17 protein-coding genes are annotated in these 17,336 nt (G+C 62.4%); 8 read left to right on the top strand and 9 right to left on the bottom strand.

All coding sequences use genetic code 11. From position 1 onward, the window contains the following. The first annotated feature begins 29 nt into the window (after positions 1-29). A complete protein-coding gene (locus ACFOZ5_RS12695) occupies positions 30-638 on the top strand; it encodes a DUF4202 domain-containing protein (protein ID WP_379887873.1) in 609 nt (202 codons plus the stop codon). A gap of 48 nt (positions 639-686) precedes the next feature. Here the strand turns inward: ACFOZ5_RS12695 and trpC are convergent, their stop codons facing one another. The 6 genes from trpC to rpe all read right to left on the bottom strand — a co-directional run bounded on the left by trpC (position 687) and on the right by rpe (position 6,676). After that, positions 687-1,499, bottom strand: a complete 813-nt coding sequence (trpC, locus tag ACFOZ5_RS12690; RefSeq protein ID WP_379887871.1) for an indole-3-glycerol phosphate synthase TrpC — start codon at positions 1,497-1,499, stop codon at positions 687-689. Between the two features lie 12 nt (positions 1,500-1,511). Continuing rightward, positions 1,512-2,543, bottom strand: coding sequence for an anthranilate phosphoribosyltransferase (trpD, locus tag ACFOZ5_RS12685; RefSeq protein ID WP_379887869.1), 1,032 nt, complete (start codon positions 2,541-2,543; stop codon positions 1,512-1,514). Positions 2,544-2,982: 439 nt separating this feature from the next. Continuing rightward, on the bottom strand, positions 2,983-3,561 hold the full coding sequence (locus ACFOZ5_RS12680; protein ID WP_379887867.1) for an aminodeoxychorismate/anthranilate synthase component II: 579 nt from the start codon (positions 3,559-3,561) through the stop codon (positions 2,983-2,985). Positions 3,562-3,578: 17 nt separating this feature from the next. Beyond that, positions 3,579-5,066, bottom strand: a complete 1,488-nt coding sequence (trpE, locus tag ACFOZ5_RS12675; protein WP_379887865.1) for an anthranilate synthase component I — start codon at positions 5,064-5,066, stop codon at positions 3,579-3,581. Between the two features lie 229 nt (positions 5,067-5,295). Then, positions 5,296-5,988 carry a phosphoglycolate phosphatase gene (locus ACFOZ5_RS12670; RefSeq protein WP_379887863.1) on the bottom strand — a complete coding sequence of 231 codons (693 nt, stop codon included), beginning with the start codon at positions 5,986-5,988 and terminating at the stop codon, positions 5,296-5,298. Positions 5,989-6,001: 13 nt separating this feature from the next. Further along, complete coding sequence (gene rpe / locus ACFOZ5_RS12665) at positions 6,002-6,676, bottom strand: ribulose-phosphate 3-epimerase (protein WP_379887861.1); 675 nt, start codon at positions 6,674-6,676, stop codon at positions 6,002-6,004. A gap of 130 nt (positions 6,677-6,806) precedes the next feature. On the opposite strand from rpe, the gene ACFOZ5_RS12660 reads away from it, so the two are divergent. Then, entirely contained in the window at positions 6,807-7,754 is a 948-nt protein-coding gene (locus ACFOZ5_RS12660) for a DUF3530 family protein (protein WP_379887859.1), read from the top strand. Positions 7,755-7,773: 19 nt separating this feature from the next. Here the strand turns inward: ACFOZ5_RS12660 and ACFOZ5_RS12655 are convergent, their stop codons facing one another. From ACFOZ5_RS12655 to ACFOZ5_RS12645, 3 genes are read right to left on the bottom strand one after another with little or no spacing between them, the layout of a single operon-like run. Beyond that, positions 7,774-8,523 (bottom strand): DnaJ domain-containing protein, encoded by a 750-nt coding sequence (locus ACFOZ5_RS12655; protein WP_379887857.1) that lies wholly within the window; start codon positions 8,521-8,523, stop codon positions 7,774-7,776. A 7-nt stretch (positions 8,524-8,530) separates the two neighbouring features. Then, positions 8,531-9,211, bottom strand: coding sequence for an N-acetylmuramate alpha-1-phosphate uridylyltransferase MurU (gene murU / locus ACFOZ5_RS12650; RefSeq protein ID WP_379887855.1), 681 nt, complete (start codon positions 9,209-9,211; stop codon positions 8,531-8,533). Next, positions 9,208-10,260 (bottom strand): aminoglycoside phosphotransferase family protein, encoded by a 1,053-nt coding sequence (locus ACFOZ5_RS12645; RefSeq protein WP_379887853.1) that lies wholly within the window; start codon positions 10,258-10,260, stop codon positions 9,208-9,210. Before ACFOZ5_RS12645 ends, murU begins: the two co-directional genes overlap by 4 nt. Positions 10,261-10,573: 313 nt before the next feature. On the opposite strand from ACFOZ5_RS12645, the gene ACFOZ5_RS12640 reads away from it, so the two are divergent. From ACFOZ5_RS12640 to ACFOZ5_RS12615, 6 genes are read left to right on the top strand one after another with little or no spacing between them, the layout of a single operon-like run. After that, positions 10,574-12,967 carry an LPS-assembly protein LptD gene (locus ACFOZ5_RS12640; protein ID WP_449288625.1) on the top strand — a complete coding sequence of 798 codons (2,394 nt, stop codon included), beginning with the start codon at positions 10,574-10,576 and terminating at the stop codon, positions 12,965-12,967. A gap of 15 nt (positions 12,968-12,982) precedes the next feature. Further along, positions 12,983-14,302, top strand: coding sequence for a peptidylprolyl isomerase (locus ACFOZ5_RS12635; RefSeq protein ID WP_379887851.1), 1,320 nt, complete (start codon positions 12,983-12,985; stop codon positions 14,300-14,302). Next, entirely contained in the window at positions 14,299-15,315 is a 1,017-nt protein-coding gene (pdxA, locus tag ACFOZ5_RS12630; protein WP_379887849.1) for a 4-hydroxythreonine-4-phosphate dehydrogenase PdxA, read from the top strand. Before ACFOZ5_RS12635 ends, pdxA begins: the two co-directional genes overlap by 4 nt. Further along, positions 15,312-16,142, top strand: a complete 831-nt coding sequence (gene rsmA / locus ACFOZ5_RS12625) for a 16S rRNA (adenine(1518)-N(6)/adenine(1519)-N(6))-dimethyltransferase RsmA (protein ID WP_379887847.1) — start codon at positions 15,312-15,314, stop codon at positions 16,140-16,142. The genes pdxA and rsmA overlap by 4 nt, the downstream gene beginning before the upstream one ends. Further along, complete coding sequence (locus ACFOZ5_RS12620; protein ID WP_379887845.1) at positions 16,135-16,935, top strand: symmetrical bis(5'-nucleosyl)-tetraphosphatase; 801 nt, start codon at positions 16,135-16,137, stop codon at positions 16,933-16,935. Before rsmA ends, ACFOZ5_RS12620 begins: the two co-directional genes overlap by 8 nt. Then, positions 16,925-17,329 (top strand): DUF423 domain-containing protein, encoded by a 405-nt coding sequence (locus ACFOZ5_RS12615; RefSeq protein WP_379887843.1) that lies wholly within the window; start codon positions 16,925-16,927, stop codon positions 17,327-17,329. The genes ACFOZ5_RS12620 and ACFOZ5_RS12615 overlap by 11 nt, the downstream gene beginning before the upstream one ends. Positions 17,330-17,336: the final 7 nt, after the last annotated feature.

Below are 17,336 nucleotides of genomic sequence, written 5' to 3'. Positions count from 1 at the left end.
CCGGCCAAAGAAAAAAGGACAGAAGGACCATGAGCGACGAGCAACAACTTGGATGTGCACTGGATGCCATTGACGAGGCCAACCGCCAGGACCCCAACGTGGAGCAGGTGGATGGCCAGTCGCTGCCCCGGGAATACGCCTACAGCCTGCATATGACCCGCTGGCTGTACGCCCTGGAGGTGGCACCCTCGGACCGTATGCAGATCGCCTGCCGCGCCCAGCATATTGAACGCTGGACCCGGCCACGGGTGGACTACCCCGAGGGCCGCAAGGGTTATTACCAGTGGCGCCAGGACTGCGGCAAGTTTCATGGCGAGCGCGCCGCCGGGATTATGGCCAGCTGCGGCTACCCGGACGAAGAATGTCAGAAGGTGGCTACCATCCTCACCAAACGTGAACTGCGGGATGATCCGGACACCCAGTTGCTGGAAGACGTGGCCTGCATGGTCTTCCTGGAGCGCTACTTCGCGGATTTCTACGAGAGGACAGACTACGACAAGGACAAGTGGCTGCGCATTGTCCGCCGTACCTGGGGCAAGATGTCCCCCAGGGGCCATGAGGCCGCGTTGCAACTGGCGGGCACCATGCCGGCCCATCTGCAGTCCCTGTTGCAGGAGGCGCTGGCGGAGCCGCAGTAAAGGTTGTTACCTGACGGAGGGCAGCCAGCGGTGGCTGCTCTCCGTTTCTTACCCGAACAGTTCCTGTAGCTTCTCCCCCGGCTCTGGTGCCCGCATGAAGGACTCGCCCACCAGGAAGCCGTAAATGCCCTGGTCGGTCATGGCGACCACGTCGTCCCGCGTAACGATACCGCTTTCGGTGATGGTCAGACGGTCCTCGGGAATCCGCTGGTGCAGGTCGAAGGTGGTGTCCAGGGACACCTCAAAGGTGTGCAGGTTGCGGTTGTTGATGCCGACCAGCGGCGTGGTCAGGGTCAGGGCGTCGTCCATTTCCTCGCCGTTGTGCACTTCCACCAGTACGTCCAGGCCGATTTCGTGGGCAATGCCTTCCAGTTCCTGCATCTGGCCGCGAGTCAGACAGGCGGCGATCAGCAGTATGCAGTCGGCGCCGATGGCCCGGCTCTCGTAGACCTGGTAGGGCGCCACCATGAAATCCTTGCGGATAACGGGCAGGCTGCAGGCCGCCCGGCCTTCTTTCAGGTAATCCTCGTGGCCCTGGAAGAAGTCCCGGTCGGTGAGAATCGACAGGCAGGTGGCGCCGCCTTTCTCGTAGCTTTCCGCGATGGCCGGCGGATTGAAAGGATCCCGCAGGATGCCCTTGCTGGGGGAGGCCTTCTTGATCTCGGCAATCACCGCCGGCTTTTGCGCGCCAATGCGATCGGCCATCACCCGGGCAAAACCCCGGGCCCGGGGCTGGTCGCCGGCCATGGCCTTGAGGTCGGCCTGGGAGGCGCTACGCTTGCGCTCGTCGATCTCTTCCCACTTGCGATCCACGATCTTGCGGAGAATCGTGGGAGTGCGATCATTGTGTCGGTCGGTCATCGTTATGCTTGCTCAGTCGAAACAGTGGGAGAAATCGGCGAGTTCGGACATCTTGCCGGCTGCCAGGCCGCTGCCCATGGCATCCAGGGCCATATCCACACCCATTTTCGGGTTGGTGGCAAGCCCGGCCACATAGATCGCGGCGCCGGCGTTGAGGGCGATAATGTCGCGGGCTTTCTCGGCCATTTCATCATGGCCACGGCCAAAGGCGGCGCGAATCAGGTTGAGGGATTCCTCGGAGGTGTCCACGCTCAGCCCCATCAGCGACTGGCTCTTGATACCCAGATCTTCCGGGGTAATCTCGTATTCGGTAATCTTGCCATCTTTCAGCTCGGCCACGTAGGTGGCGCTGGCCAGGCTGATTTCATCAAGGCCATCCTTGGAACACACGACCATGATGTGCTCGCTGCCCAGCTTTTGCAGCACTTCCGCCATGGGGCGGCACAGGGCCGGAGTGAACACGCCCAGTAGCTGACGCTTGACGCCGGCGGGATTGGTCATGGGGCCGAGGATGTTGAAAATGGTGCGGCAGCCCAGTTCCTTGCGGGGGCCGATGGCGTGTTTCATGGCACCGTGATGGGCGGGCGCGAACATGAAGCCGACGCCGATCTGCTCGACGCAGCGGGCGACGTGTTCCGGGGTCAGGTCGAGGTTGACGCCTGCTTTCTCCAGCAGGTCCGCTGAACCGCTCTTGGACGAGACTGCCCGGTTGCCATGCTTGGCGACGAAGCCGCCGGCGGCCGCCACCACGAAGGCGGAAGCCGACGATACGTTAAACAGGTTGGCGCCGTCGCCGCCGGTGCCGACAATATCCACCAGCGGCTCGGCACTGATGGTCACGCTGGTGGCCAGTTCCCGCATGACTTCGGTGGCACCGGTAATCTCTTCAATGGTTTCGCTCTTGATTCGCAGGCCCATCAGGAAGGCGCCGATCTGGGCATCGGTGGCCTCACCGCCCATGACGATGCGCATGACCTCTTTCATTTCTTCCCGGTTCAGGTCCAGGTTGGAGGCGATTCGGTTCAGGGCTTCTTTCATGTCCATTTTTGGTGGGCCTCTCTTGGTTAACTCTGTGTGCAATTGTGTTCTGGTTTGGGTGCCTGGCCGGTGGGTGGAGGGGGTATTTTCTCCGCCGCAATTCAGGGGCCATCCCTGGCGCCCGCCTTGCTCCGCGCCATCCATGGCGCTGCTATGAAAATACCCCCTCCACCCACCGGCCGACGGGCTGTTCAGGTAACCGTGGACCCCATTTAATTCAAAAAAGGGCAAAGACACGCCGCATTGATTTAACTAGCGAGGTGGCGTAGCCGCTTGCGGGCACCTCTGAGGCCTGGGGTGGGGGATTATTCTTCCAGACCGTCGGCAGCCAGGGACGGCTGCCGTCGAGCCCTACATGGACGTACTTGCGGGGCGTGTCTGGAAGAATGATACCGCTCCCCTGGCCGGAGCCAGACACAGGTACCAATTCTGAAAGCTGAATTTCTCAGTAACGAAGGAAGTTCCGCAAAAGCTCATGCCCTTCCTCAGTCATAATAGACTCAGGGTGGAACTGAACCCCCTCAATAGGCAATGTCTTGTGGCGGACCCCCATGATTTCCTCCATGGAACCGTCGTCATTACGGGTCCAGGCAGTCACCTCCAGACAGTCCGGCAGGCTTTCCTTCTCAATGACCAGACTGTGGTAACGGGTTGCCTGTACAGGGTTGGACAGCCCCCGGAATACCCCCGAGTCCGAGTGATACACCGGTGACACCTTGCCATGCATCACCCGTCCGGCGCGGATCACGTTACCGCCGTATACCTGCCCGATAGCCTGGTGCCCCAGGCAGATTCCCAGGATCGGCAGCTTGCCGGCAAAATGCCGGATCGCCTCCATGGAAATACCCGCCTCGTTGGGCGTACAGGGGCCCGGAGAGATGACCAGGCGCTCCGGCTTCAGGGCTGCAATCTCTTCAATCGTAATCTCATCGTTGCGGTGAACGTGAACGTCCGCCCCCAACTCTGCCAGATACTGCACCACGTTGTAGGTGAAGGAGTCGTAGTTATCGATCATTAACAGCATGTTGGTTCTCCCCCGCCTCAGTGGTCGAAATCGTTGTAGGTCATGGCAACGGCCCGGAATATCGCCCGGCCCTTGTTCATGGTTTCCTTCCACTCAAGGCGTGGCACCGAATCCGCGACGATGCCGGCCCCGGCCTGTATGTGCAGGGTCTGATCCTTGATCACCGCCGTGCGGATCGCAATAGCGGTATCCATATTGCCGTTGAACGACAGGTAGCCCACCGCGCCACCGTAGACGCCGCGCTTTACCGGCTCCAGTTCATCGATGATCTCCATGGCGCGAATCTTTGGCGCGCCGCTGAGGGTCCCGGCAGGCAGGGTGGCCCTCAGCACATCCAGGCAGGAGGTGCCTTCTTTCAGGCGTCCGGTCACGTTGGAGACGATGTGCATCACGTGTGAATAGCGCTCCACGATCATCTTGTCTGTCAGCTTCACGGTGCCGGTTTCCGATACCCGGCCGGCGTCGTTGCGGCCCAGATCGATGAGCATCAGGTGCTCGGCGATTTCCTTCGGGTCCGCCAGTAGTTCCTTTTCCAGTGCCTTGTCCTCGGCATCGGTGGCGCCCCGCTTGCGGGTGCCGGCGATGGGGCGGACAGTGACCTCGTCATCTTCCACCCGGGCGAGGATTTCCGGGGACGAGCCCACGATGTGGAAATCGTCCAGATCCAGGAAGTACATGTAGGGCGACGGGTTGAGCACCCGCAGCGAACGGTAGAGGTTCAGCGGCGGCGCTTCGAAAGGAATCGACATGCGCTGGGAGATCACCGTCTGCATAACGTCGCCGTCCAGCACGTAGCCCTTGATACGGTCCACGGCTTCCTCGTAACGGTCCTGGCTGAAGCCGGAGACGAAGTCGCTCTCGTCCACGGTCTTGCCTCGCAGGTGTTCCGGGGTTCGCAGGGCGTCGGCGGTCTGCCGGTGCAGGCGGGCTTCCAGCTCGCTGATGCGGGCCATGGCCTGTTCGTAGGCGCCCTTCATCGCCGGGTCCACATGCACGATCAGGTGCAGCTTGCCCCGCAGGTTGTCGAACACCACGATTTCGTCCGACACCATCAGCAGGATGTCCGGGGTGCCGATCTGGTCCGGCGGGCAGGTGTCGCGCAGGCGCTTCTCGATATAACGCACGGTGTCGTAACCGAAATAGCCCACCAGGCCACCATTGAATCGGGGCAGTTCGTCCAGGTCCGGGGCGTTGAAGCGTGCCTGATATTCCTCGACGAAGGTGAGGGGATCGTCCCGTTCGGATTCCTCGATCACCTGGCCGTCCCGGGTGATGGAGATCTTCTCGCCATACACCTTCAGCACTTCGCGGCTGGGCAGACCGATGATGGAATAACGGCCCCACTTCTCGCCGCCCTGAACGGATTCAAACAGGTAGGAGTATGGGCCGCTGGCAAGCTTGAGGTAGGTGCTCAGGGGCGTATCGAGATCCGCCAGAACCTCACGGTACACGGGAATGCGGTTATAGCCGGACTCGGCCAGCCGGTCGAATTGCTCGGGTGTCATGACATCTTCCTGAAATCTGATCTGCGATTGCCGCCGATGTTTCAATCAGTGGCGGCGTAGTTTTTCGCGCGGACATGGCCGCTCTGCCGGGCCTTTCTCAGCCGGTACGCCATCGCCACCATCGTGTTGCGCGGGTGGTCAGCACCCCGCGTGATGCAGTCAGATTCAGTCCCTGCATTGCAGGAATCTCCCGATGTGAAGGGTTCACGTTGAAATCGTCCCTGTGAGGTTACAAAAGCTCCGTCAGCGAATCAACAACCATCTCCGCCCCCAGTTCATCCACTGACGGGCCGTAGTTGTATCCGTAACGCACCAGAACAGCGGGCAGGCCGGCATTGCGGGCGGCTGTTGCGTCCGCTGCGGAGTCGCCAATCATCACCGTGGTGCCCGGATTCCCCTCCAGCGTCCGCATGGCCAGCAGCAACGGCTCGGCATCCGGTTTCTTTACAGGCAGGGTGTCGCCGCCGATGATCATTTCAAACCAGTGCTCCAGCCCCATGCATTCCAGCAGCGGGCGGACGAACCGCTCCGGTTTGTTGGTCACCACCGCCATGCGGCAGCCGTGTTCGTGAAGCCACTCAAGGCAGGGCTCGACCCCGTCAAACACGGTCGAGCAGCTGCCGTTAAGCGCTTCGTAGGACTGGTAGAACTGCTCTGAGGCATCCCGGAACAGGGACTCGTCGATGGGCTCGGCGTTTTCCCAGTCTGTCCGGCCGGTCAAGGCACGCCGAACCAGTACCTGTGCACCGTTGCCCACCCATTGGCGAACCTTTTCCTGGCCAGCGGCGGGCCTGCCAAGAGCGGTCAGCATGTCGTTGATGGCAGCAGCAAGGTCTGGCGCGCTGTCCACGAGGGTACCGTCCAGGTCGAACAGGGCCACGCCTGGCCAGAGGGAGGTGAAGCTGCGATTGGGTTCGTCCACGATGGTTGTCCGGTTATCCCGCTTTGGCGATCTCGGCGCGCATGGCGTCGATGGTGGCCTTGTAGTCATCGGTGTTGAAGATGGCAGAGCCCGCCACGAAAGTGTCGGCACCGGCCGCAGCGATTTCGCGGATGTTGTCGGTCTTCACGCCGCCATCGATTTCCAGGCGGATATCCCGGCCACTGTCGTCGATGCGCTTGCGGGCTTCCCGCAGTTTGTCGAGGGTGCCGGGGATGAATTTCTGGCCGCCGAAGCCCGGGTTCACCGACATCAGCAGGATCATGTCCACCTTGTCCATGACGTAATCCAGGTAGCTCAGCGGGGTGGCGGGGTTGAACACCAGCCCGGCCTTGCAGCCGCCGTCGCGGATCAGTTGCAGCGAGCGGTCGATATGGTTGGATGCTTCCGGGTGGAAGGTGATGTAACTGGCGCCGGCATCACTGAACATGCCAATCAGATCGTCCACCGGCGAGACCATCAGGTGCACATCAATGGGCGCCGTAACGCCGTGCTTGCGCAGGGCCTCGCAGACCATGGGGCCGATGGTCAGGTTGGGCACGTAATGATTGTCCATGACATCGAAGTGGACGATGTCGGCGCCAGCGGCCAGGACGTTGTCGACTTCCTCGCCCAGGCGGGCGAAATCGGCAGAGAGAATCGAGGGAGCGATCAGTTCAGGCTGTTTCATGGTGGTCTCGTCAAACGGCTGTGTTCAGCGTGAAAGAGGCGCGGGTTCCCTGTGTTAAGATTCCTGACACGGGTTCGGGAAGCCCATTCCGGAACCGCGTGATTCTACCAGTTCTGAGTGGGGATTGTCCGTGGCGACAGCTGAAAAGATCGTGAGTGGCTCTCAGCAATACCGTGCCATCCTCGCCGCCCTGTTTCTGGCAACCGTGACTCCCCTGGCGGCCCAGGATCAGGGAGGGGGTAATGGCGCCGATGCAGCGGGGGAGGCGGAAGTCCCTACCGACGAGCCGGTACAGAGGAAGTTTGTACGCTCGTCATCAGACTCGGGCGCACTGGCCCAGCAATATCCGCACCTGGCGGTGTGGCTGGAGCCGGAGGATGCCCCCAGGGTGCTGGGCCTGGTGGAACGGGAGGCCACTGGCACCCCCTCCGGAGCCGTGGTTATCCTGGCTGGCGAAGGCCAGTCCGCTAACGATGGTTTGCTGGAAGGTTTGCGCTCACGACTGAGCAAGGCCGGGTGGGCCACCATGACCCTGGGCCTGGAGCAACCGTCTCCGTCCCTCCGGTTGGCTCGGGAGCGTCTGGCCAGTGCCCCTTCCTCCGCCGACGATGGCGGAGAGGATGCGGGGGCGGTGATTGATGTCAACGATCAGGTGGCAAAAGACTTGCTGGAATCCCATCGTGAGGTAATGAACGGCCGCCTGGCTGCGGCGGTGGCATGGTTCGCAGAGCGTGAGTACCAGCGGGTGGTGCTGGTTGGCGTTGGGCGTGGTGCCGATGACGCCAGGGCCTTCCTGTCGGAAGCGCCGTCGGTGGTGAGGCAGGTGGTCTGGGTGGCGGCGGATTTTGGTGGTCAGTCTCCGGAAGATATCAGTCAGTTGCCCGGGGGCGGGCAGGCATTACCGGTTCTTGATCTGTATTCATCGCGGGGAGCATCCGCCCCCGATCGCGCGGCGGCTTTTCGTCGTGCGGGGCTGGCGTCCTACGAGGCCCAGGCCGTGCCGGTGTCACCGAGACCGGCGGGGCGGCACGCGGGTGTGATTGCCAACCGGCTGCTGGGCTGGCTGGGGTCGGACTGACACCTCCCTGCGGCGAACACTACCGGGTCACCCGCTCGCGGCGCTTGACCACTTCCCAGGCCTGTTGTAGCCGCAGCAGTTGATCCCGTGCACGGGCCTGTTCAGCCGGGGTCAGGTTATCGCCCAGTTTGTCAGGGTGATAGCGGGAAACCTCGCGACGGTAGGCGCGCTTGACCTCGGTAAAGCTGACCGACGTGCTGACCCCGAGAATCTGGTAGGCGTCCTGCAGGGATTCCGGTTTTGGCGGTGGCTCGGCCACCCACACCTCCTCCCGGTAGACACGGTAGATCCGGTCCATGGCAACCAGCGGCAGGCCCAGGCGGCAGAAGGCATCCTCACACCGGTAACGCCGCGCCCGTTCCGGGGAGCCCTGAAGCTGGGTGCCATGGCACAGGCACAGGCCAATCAGCAGGTTGTTGGCCAGTCGCCAGGGAGCCGTCAGCCGTAACCACGCCAGCTTGAGCGGTGATAGTTCGGCGCTGTCACGGCCCTGATGGAATCGGCGAATGGCCTTGCGGCGGGCCCGGGATGACAGCCGCAGGCCGGTCATCAGGTTTTCTGCGTAGCGGATGTCGCTCTCGGTTACCCGGCCCTCTGCCTTGGCAATGTAGCCGAGGCAGTAGAACAGCGCCTGTCTGGCGCCTCGCCCCAGGGTGTGACGGGCAATCATTCGGGTGGGCTGGTGTCCGTTGGCAACAAAGTCGGACAGGAGCTCTTCCAGTTGGGCGTGGGTGCGGGCTGGCAGGGTGTGCTGGTGGCTGTCGCTCATGGTGGTATCAGGAGTGCGAGGATTGGGTCAGTAGCCGGTCCAGTGTGGCCAGGCGCTCCGGCGTGCCAATGTCCATCCATTGGCCGCGATGGTACAGGCCGGTGACATCGCCATGGGTCATGGCCTCCCGAAGGATCGGGGCCAGCTTGCGACTGCCCCGGGGCAGTCCTTCGAACAGTGACCGGTGCAGCAGGCTGATACCGGTGAAGGTCAGTTTCCGGGCGCCATCACTGCTGACCCGGCCGTCTTCAGCCAATGCGAAATCGCCTTCCGGATGATGCACCGGGTTGTCCGTCAGTACCAGCAGCGCCTTGCCGTGGTCAGGGGGCGTCAACCCGGTCAGGTCAAAATCATGCCAGATGTCACCATTGATGACTGCGAACCAGCCCGCTTTCCCATCCAGCAATGGCAGTGCCTGCAGGATGCCACCAGCGGTTTCCAGTGGCTCCCCCTCGGGTGAGTAATTGATGGTCACGCCATATTCGCTGCCGTCTCCCAGTGCCTGCTCGATCTGTTCGCCCAGCCAGGCATGGTTGATGACCAGCTCGGTGAAGCCCGCCTTACGCAGCTTGCGTATGTGGTGCACGATCAGCGGTGCACCGCCGGCCGGCAGCAGGGGTTTGGGCGTGGTCAGGGTCAGGGGGCGCATACGTTCGCCCTTGCCGGCGGCCAGGATCATGGCTTTCAAGGGCGTGAGGCCTCGTTCAGGTCATCCGGGGGCGTGCCCAGATGGTGGTGAATGGCGGGCACCACGTTCTCCCGCAGAAACTGGTGGAAGTGGCGCAGTGCCGGCAGGGGCTGGCTGGCCTCGATCAGGTAGTTGACCGTTCGCGGGATGTCGGCGAGGTACCCGCTCTTGCCGTCCCGCAGGTACAGGCGGGCGAAGATGCCTGCGGCCTTGAGGTGGCGCTGCATGCCCATGAGTTCAAACCATTGCAGGAACGTGTCACTGTCCGCCTGGTGCAGGCCGGCCTCCCGGCTCATCAGCCGGAAATCTTCCAGCCAGGCATTGCGACGGGGCGCAGGCCAGTCGATGTAGCAGTCCTTGAGCAATGATGCAATGTCGTAGGTGATGGGGCCGTGGACCGCATCCTGGAAATCGATGACACCGGGTACCGGGGTATCCGGCCGCACCAGCAGGTTGCGGGAGTGATAGTCCCGGTGAACCGTCACCCTGGGCTGGGCCAGTGCGCTTTCCCGCAGGAAGGCAAAGGTGGTTTCCAGCATGCAGCGTTCGCCGTCGGTCAGGTTCATCTGCAGCAGACCATCCAGCAACCAGTCCGGGAACAGGTTCATCTCCCGGTCCAGCAGTTCCTCGTTGTAGTCCGGTAGCGGGTAATCGCTGCTGTCGGGCACCTGCTGGATGCGGATCAGCTCCGCCATGGCCTCGTCGTAAAGGTCGTCTGCCGTCACCCCGTTCAGGCGTCCGAGCATCAGCCGGTCACCAAAATCCTCCAGCAGCAGGAAGCCCTGCTCCAGGTCCTCGGCAAGAATGCGTGGTACGGAGATACCATGCTGGTGCCAGTGCCGCGCCAGGGCCACGAATGGGTGGCAGTCTTCCCGCTCCGGTGGAGCGTCCATGGCAATAGCGGTTATAGCCTTGCCGGTGTTGTCCTTGCCAGTAGCCCGGAAATACCGGCGAAAGCTGGCGTCTCCGCTCACCGGGGTCAGGTGGGCGCGGTCGAAACCGGTGTGCTGGTGGACCCAGTAACTGAGTTTTTCCAGGCGGGTGTCCATGTTTTGGTGCCTTCCGGTCAGGGAGTCGCTGCACAAGTCCTGAACACAGCAGGACATCAGGGCTTATGCAGCGGCTCCTTGGGTTGAACAGACCGAGTCGCCACGAAGTTCATGTCGGCTCGTCCGGGTTCTATGGAGTCAGAGTATAACGCCCACGGGGCGGAAACGTCTCCCGGGGAGGATAACGCTGCACCCTGGTATGGAACCATCGGAAACGCGCGTTAACAAGCCTCTCCCAGCCGTGTAAACTACCCCGCGTCTGACGGGTGGTTCGCTGCGCCCGCACACCGATCACCAACAGGATCCGGATCCGGTGCCACCAGAATATTACGTCCGGCCATCAGGCCGCCAACAGTCTGTCGTTGTTGACGCGCAACGTTCCCGGGTTGCCGCCCTGCTGGCCGGCGCCTGCCTGCTGTCGTTCGTTTTCCCGGCTGCCGGGCAGCCACCGGACGCAGCCAGCATCGACTGGCGCCCCAGGGCGGAGCTGCCGCCGGAGCAACAGGCCCGTTTGCCCCTGTTCTGTCGTGGTGGCTATGTATCGCCCGAGGTCGGGGGCGAGGCGACCATAACCGGCGAGGGTGGACCGGTTAACGCCAGCGCCTTGTCGGCCCGCTATGAAATGGACACCCGGCTGCTGCTGGAGGGTGACGTGCGCCTGACCCAGGCGGGCACGACCCTGACCGGCGACAGCGCCGTCTACGATCAGGCCAGTGGTCAGGTGGATATTGCCGGGCCCATGACCAGCCGCAGCCCCGGCATGCTGCTCACTGGTGATCAGGCCCTCTACGATGCCAATTCCGGCTACTTCAGTATCGAGGATGCGACCTTCCTGTTCCACCAGTCCGAGATGCGCGGCCAGGCCTCCTTCATCAGCCGCCCTGAAGACCAGATTATCCATGTGGAAGGGGGCTATCTGACCACCTGCGCCCCGGATCGAAACGACTGGTCGCTGGTGGCCTCGGATATCCGTCTGAACCGCGCCGAGGGCTATGGCACCGCAAAACACGTGCGGCTGCAGGTGAAGGATGTGCCGGTGTTCTACTGGCCCTGGGCCAGCTTTCCCATCGACGACCGTCGTAAGACCGGTTTCCTGTACCCCACGTTCGGAACGTCCAATACCGGCCGGGGCATGTATCTGTCGACCCCTTACTACCTGAACCTGGCGCCCCATTACGACGCTACCCTGACGCCTCAGTACATGCATGGTCGAGGTCTGTTCAGCGAGGTGGAAGGGCGCTATCTGAGCCCGTTCGGCGAATCGGTGCTGCAGGTGGGTTATATCGACGATGATGAGGAGTACCGGAAAGAATTTCCTGGTGAAGACGGCGAACGCTGGGGCCTCGACTTTCAGAGCCAGGCCAATTTCGGTGGTGGCTGGACTGGCTATGCGGACTACTCGGCGGTGTCGGACAATGATTACCTGAGCGACCTGAGCCAGACACTGGATATCAGCAACGCTACCCAGCTGCTGCGTCGTGGTGGTGTTCGCTACCAGGATGACTGGCAGATGTTCGAGGCCTATGTCGCCGGGTATCAGGTGCTTACCGACAGAAACATTGACCCCTATTCCCAGCTGCCGGAGGTGGTCTATGGGGCCACCGTGCCGGCTGGTATTTTCGAACTGGGGCTCGAGAGCCAGTACACCCGGTTCGACCGCGACAATGAAGATCTGACCGGCCTGAACCGGGCGGTCGGCCAGCGCACGCGGGTTATTCCTGAGCTGGCGCTGCCGCTGCGGACCATCTGGGGTTATACCCGCCCGTCCGTCAGCCTGGACCAGACCTGGTACAACCTGGAAGACTACGAGCTGGGTGATCCGGATTTCGAGCGGACCGTGCCGGTGGTGGAATGGGACAGCGGCATTTACCTCGACCGCACGACCACGCTGTTCGGCAGCGACTACAATCAGTCGCTGGAGCCGCGCCTGTACTACGTCTACTCGGATGCGGAAGAGGATCAGGATTATATTCCCAACTTTGACGCGGGCCTGCGCTCCTTCCGCTTTGATAACCTGTTTCAGCCCAACCGCTTTGTGGGCGGCGACCGTGTCGGTGACACCAATCAGGTCACGGTGGCGCTCACCAGCCGCTTCAACAGTCTGGCTAACGGCGCGGAAACGGCGCGCTTCAGCCTGGGTCAGGTATTCTATTACGAGGACCGTGATGTCACCCTGAACGGCCGTGGTGGCGGTACCCAGAGCGAGTCGTCCTACGCCGGTGAGGCGGTGCTCCGGCCGCTGGATACCCTGGATATCCGGGTGTCCGGCCTGTGGGACCACCGTGAACATGTCACCGAGGAAGGCCGCAGCGTGCTGGCCTACCACTCGCCGGACTACCGTTACCTGGTGAGCCTGGGGCATACCTACAGTCGTGGTACCACCCCCGACAATCGTTTTGAGCAGATGGATATCGGGGGCATTGTCCCGGTCACAGACAATATCAGCCTGATCGGCCGGTGGGTCTTCGATTCACAGCTGGATAACACCGTCGGTACACTGGCGGGGCTGGAATACAACAACTGTTGCTGGAGCTTCCAGCTGGTCCAGCAACGCTACCAGACCGATGGCGAAGACGTTGAGCACCGGGTGGTGTTTCAGGTCCGGTTCAAGGGCCTTGGTGGGTCGGGCGGCACCGAGAGTACCCTGTCCGATGCCTTCTACGGTTACGAACAACGCGAGCGCCAGCTTTTTGGCGTGCGCCCCTGACACGAATTTTAAATCATGAACGAGGTACGTATGCAGGCAAACCATAGCCTGACGGGGTTGAAGACAGTACTTGTGGTATTGCTGATGGTCGTGACAACGGTTGCCCAGGCGGAGCGTCAGCCGCTGGACCGGGTGATCGCCATTGTTGACGATGGCGTCATCCTGCAGTCGGAACTGGACGCCAGGGTCAACACCATCCGCTCGCGGCTGCAGGCCCAGGGTACCGGCCTGCCACCGAGACAGGTGCTGGAGGAGCGGGTGCTGGACCAGCTGATCACTGAAAACATCCAGCTGCAGATGGCCGAGAAGATGGGCATGCGGGTCAGTGACAACGAGCTGAACGAAACCATCAACCGTATTGCCCGCAGCAACAACCTGACGGTCGAGCAGTTTGAGGAACAGCTGGCGGTGGAAGGGGTGTCCTATCAGGAAGCCCGCGAGCAGATCCGCCGCGAGATGCTGGTCAGCCGTGTCCAGCAGCGCCGCGTTGACAGCCGGGTGCGGGTCACCGACCGGGAAGTGAAAAACTACCTGGAGCAGACCGCGGGCCAGACCGAGACCACTACCGAGTACCTGCTGGCCCACATTCTGGTGGCCGTGGATAACTTCTCTGATCAGGAGGCTGTTTCAGAGGCCCGGGAGAAGGCCCGCCGCCTGCGGGAGGAAATCGCCGAGGGTCGTGATTTTCAGTCGGTGGCCGTGGCGGAGTCTGATGCCAGCAATGCCCTGGAAGGCGGTGTGATGGGCTGGCGTAGTCGCGCTGACCTGCCATCCCTGGTGACAGATATCGTGCCGAAGTTACCCCTCAATCAGCCGTCTGAAGTGCTACAGAGTGGCAGCGGGTTCCATATCGTGCAGGTTCTGGACCGCCGTGGCGGTGAAACCCGTAACGTCGTGGAGCAGGCCCGGGTAAGGCATATCCTGGTCCGCACCACCGATGTGGTCTCGGACGAAAAGGCCGAACAGCGCATCAACAACGTCTACCTGCAGTTGCAGAATGGGGCCGACTTTGGCGAGCTGGCGAAGGAGTATTCCGACGACCCGGGTTCCGGTTCGGCCGGTGGCGATCTGGGCTGGGTCAGCCCGGGCCAGATGGTGCCCGCATTCGAAGAGGCGATGATGAACGCGCCGGTGGGTGAATTTACCCGTCCGTTCCGCTCCCGCTTTGGCTGGCATATCCTGGAGGTGCAGGAGCGCCGCAACCAGGACATCAGCGAACAGGTGCGCGGTTCCGAGGCGCGTCAGGCCCTTTACCGCCGCAAGTACGAGACCGAGCTGCAGAACTGGTTGCAGGAAATCCGCGACGAGGCATACGTGGAGATCAAGAACTCATGACCGCACCGGTCACCCTGGCGCTGACCGCAGGCGAACCTGCGGGTATTGGTCCCGAGCTGTGCCTGCAACTGGCCACAGAGGAGCGGGCACAGCGCCTTGTGGTGATCGCCAGTCGCGAGCTGCTGCAGGCGCGCCAGGCGCTCCTGGGGCTGTCCGTTGAGCTGCAGCCCTGGCAGCCGGGTGATCAGGCGGTCACAGCGGCCGGTCAGCTCTCTGTACTGGATGTGGCCGGCATCTCTGACACAGCCGCAGGCGTCACCAGCCCCGGCAACAGCCAGTATGTGCTGGATACCCTGACCACTGCGGCCCGTGGATGCCTGGATGGCACCTTCGACGGCATGGTCACCGCCCCGGTTCACAAGGGCGTGATCAACGAGGCCGGTATTGCCTTCAGTGGCCACACCGAATTCCTGCAGGAACTGTGCGGTGTCGAGCGGGTGGTGATGATGCTGGCCACCGAAGAGCTGAGGGTGGCTCTGGTGACCACGCACCTGCCCCTGAAGGACGTGCCCGCCGCCATCACCCCGGAGCGGATCACCCAGGTGACCCGCATCCTGGACCAGGACCTGAAAACCTACTTCGGCATTCGCCACCCACGCATCCTTGTGGCGGGCCTGAACCCCCACGCCGGGGAGGGCGGCCACCTGGGCCGGGAAGAAATCGAGGTAATTGAGCCAACCCTTGAGCACCTCCGCCAGGAGGGTATCCAGCTCACAGGCCCACTGCCGGCGGACACCCTGTTTACCCCTCACTGGCTGGACAACGCCGATGCGGTGCTGGCCATGTACCACGATCAGGGGCTGCCGGTGCTCAAGTTCCAGGGCTTCGGTCGCGCCGTCAATATCACCCTGGGCCTGCCCATCGTACGCACGTCCGTGGATCACGGCACGGCGCTGGATCTTGCTGGCACCGGGCAGGCGGATGCGGGCAGCCTGCACACGGCCATCCGCGTGGGCGAACAGATGGCACGGTATCGCCGGCAACATACGCCGCAGGCGGGAGAAAGCACTTGAGTAAAAAAGCTGGCCATCAGGCCCGCAAACGGTTCGGTCAGAATTTTCTCCACGATCCGGGTGTCATCGAACGCATCGTGCGGTCTATCGGTGCGAAACCCGATGACACCATGGTGGAGATTGGTCCGGGTCTCGGCGCGCTGACTGAGGAACTGCTGGCGGTTAACCCCCGGCTGCACGTGGTGGAGCTGGACCGGGACCTGATCCCGGTATTGCGCACCAAGTTCTTCAACTACCCGGAACTGCAGATTCACGAGGCCGACGCACTCAGGTTCGATTTCAGCGAACTGGCGACAGACGGCCCGCTGCGGATCGTGGGGAATTTGCCCTACAATATTTCCACGCCCCTGATCTTCCATCTGCTGGAGCAGTCCGGCGTGGTGAAAGACATGCATTTCATGCTGCAGAAGGAAGTGGTGCAGCGTCTGGCCGCAGGCACCGGTGACAATAACTATGGCAGGCTGGGGATCATGGCCCAGTACTTCTGCCGGGTGCAGCCGCTGTTCGAGGTTGGGCCCGGGGCGTTCAAGCCGTCGCCAAGGGTGGATTCGGCCATTGTGCGCCTGATTCCCCACGAGACGCTGCCCCATCCGGCCCGGGACCTGACGATGCTGCAACAGGTAGTGCGCACGGCCTTCAACGCCCGCCGCAAGACCCTGCGCAAGGCGTTGGGTAGTCTGATCACGGCAGAGGAGCTGCAGACCCTGGGCATTAATGATGGTCTGAGGCCGGAAAACCTGACCCTGGCGGACTACGTGGCCATTGCCGACTACCTGACCGAAAACCGGCCCCAGGCGACGACCGCAAACGAGGCTGACCATGACTGACTATGCCATTGGCGACATCCAGGGCTGTTATGAGCGGTTGCTGGATGTGCTGGACAAGGTGGATTTTTCTCCCTCCCGGGACCGTCTCTGGGTGGCGGGTGACATCATCAACCGGGGCCCTTCCTCCCTGGAGAGTCTGCGTTATATAAAGAATCTGGGCAGCTCTGCGGTGGTGGTGCTGGGCAACCATGACCTGCACCTGCTGGCGGTGTCGCTGGGCGGTCATGCCGTCAAGCGAAAGGACACCCTGCAGGACATCCTTGACGCCCCGGACCACGAGGAACTGTTGCAATGGCTGCTGCAGCAGCACATCTGTATCCACGACACCCGGCGCAACCTGGTCATGTCCCACGCCGGCCTGCCCCATATCTGGACGGCGGAAAAGGGCGCCGCCCTGGCCCGGGAGCTGGAGGCGGTCCTTCATGGTCCTGGCGTGGAGGACTACTTCCGCGAGATGTACGGCAACTATCCCGACTGCTGGCGGGATGACCTCCAGGGCATGGACCGCTGGCGCATGATCACCAACTATTTCACACGCATGCGCTTCATTGCCGAAGACGGCACCCTGGAACTGGCGGCCAAGGAAGCGGCCGACAAGGCACCTCAGGGTTACGCGCCCTGGTTCCAGTTCGAAAGGCCTGACGACGTGCGGGTTATCTTCGGACACTGGGCGGCCCTGGAAGGGGACACCGGCAGTGACCGCTACATCGGCCTGGACACCGGCTGTGTCTGGGGCGGCAAGCTGACCGTTATGAACCTGGATACCGACGAGAAGATCCACTGTGACTGCTGAGCGCGTAACCTTCACTGTGCATCGCACCTGGCTTGCCGCCGGTGCCCTGATCGCCCTGTTGGCGGTGATGACCGGCGCCTTTGGCGCCCATGGCCTGCGGGGCATGGTCAGTGCCAGGGGGCTTGAAGTTTTCCAGACGGCCGTCACCTATCAGATGTATCACGCAATCGCGTTGGTGCTGGTGGCCTTGCTGTCGGGCACCGGTCTCTCTCGCCGATTGCTGGGGGTGGCCGGTGGTTTCTTCCTCGCCGGAATCCTCCTTTTCAGTGGCAGCCTGTACCTGCTGGTACTGACCGACATCCGCTGGGTGGGGCCTATTACGCCGCTCGGTGGTGTCTGTTTCATGGTGGGCTGGGCTGCCATGGTGGGGGCGGCGCTGCGCCGTTCCGTTTGAATGTGAG

Source organism: Marinobacter lacisalsi (assembly GCF_042651045.1).
Classification (GTDB): domain Bacteria; phylum Pseudomonadota; class Gammaproteobacteria; order Pseudomonadales; family Oleiphilaceae; genus Marinobacter; species Marinobacter lacisalsi.
Note: the sequence above shows the minus strand (reverse complement) of the source record. Positions and strands in the feature narration are given on the sequence as shown.

What these genes read in the sequence shown, in the direction of transcription:
- ACFOZ5_RS12695 (WP_379887873.1), top strand. Translation starts at nt 30, where the DNA reads ATGAGCGACGAGCAACAACTTGGATGTGCACTGGATGCCATTGACGAG.
- trpC (WP_379887871.1), bottom strand. Translation starts at nt 1,499, where the DNA reads ATGACCGACCGACACAATGATCGCACTCCCACGATTCTCCGCAAGATC.
- trpD (WP_379887869.1), bottom strand. Translation starts at nt 2,543, where the DNA reads ATGGACATGAAAGAAGCCCTGAACCGAATCGCCTCCAACCTGGACCTG.
- ACFOZ5_RS12680 (WP_379887867.1), bottom strand. Translation starts at nt 3,561, where the DNA reads ATGCTGTTAATGATCGATAACTACGACTCCTTCACCTACAACGTGGTG.
- trpE (WP_379887865.1), bottom strand. Translation starts at nt 5,066, where the DNA reads ATGACACCCGAGCAATTCGACCGGCTGGCCGAGTCCGGCTATAACCGC.
- rpe (WP_379887861.1), bottom strand. Translation starts at nt 6,676, where the DNA reads ATGAAACAGCCTGAACTGATCGCTCCCTCGATTCTCTCTGCCGATTTC.
- ACFOZ5_RS12655 (WP_379887857.1), bottom strand. Translation starts at nt 8,523, where the DNA reads ATGAGCGACAGCCACCAGCACACCCTGCCAGCCCGCACCCACGCCCAA.
- ACFOZ5_RS12645 (WP_379887853.1), bottom strand. Translation starts at nt 10,260, where the DNA reads ATGGACACCCGCCTGGAAAAACTCAGTTACTGGGTCCACCAGCACACC.
- ACFOZ5_RS12635 (WP_379887851.1), top strand. Translation starts at nt 12,983, where the DNA reads ATGAACGAGGTACGTATGCAGGCAAACCATAGCCTGACGGGGTTGAAG.
- pdxA (WP_379887849.1), top strand. Translation starts at nt 14,299, where the DNA reads ATGACCGCACCGGTCACCCTGGCGCTGACCGCAGGCGAACCTGCGGGT.
- ACFOZ5_RS12620 (WP_379887845.1), top strand. Translation starts at nt 16,135, where the DNA reads ATGACTGACTATGCCATTGGCGACATCCAGGGCTGTTATGAGCGGTTG.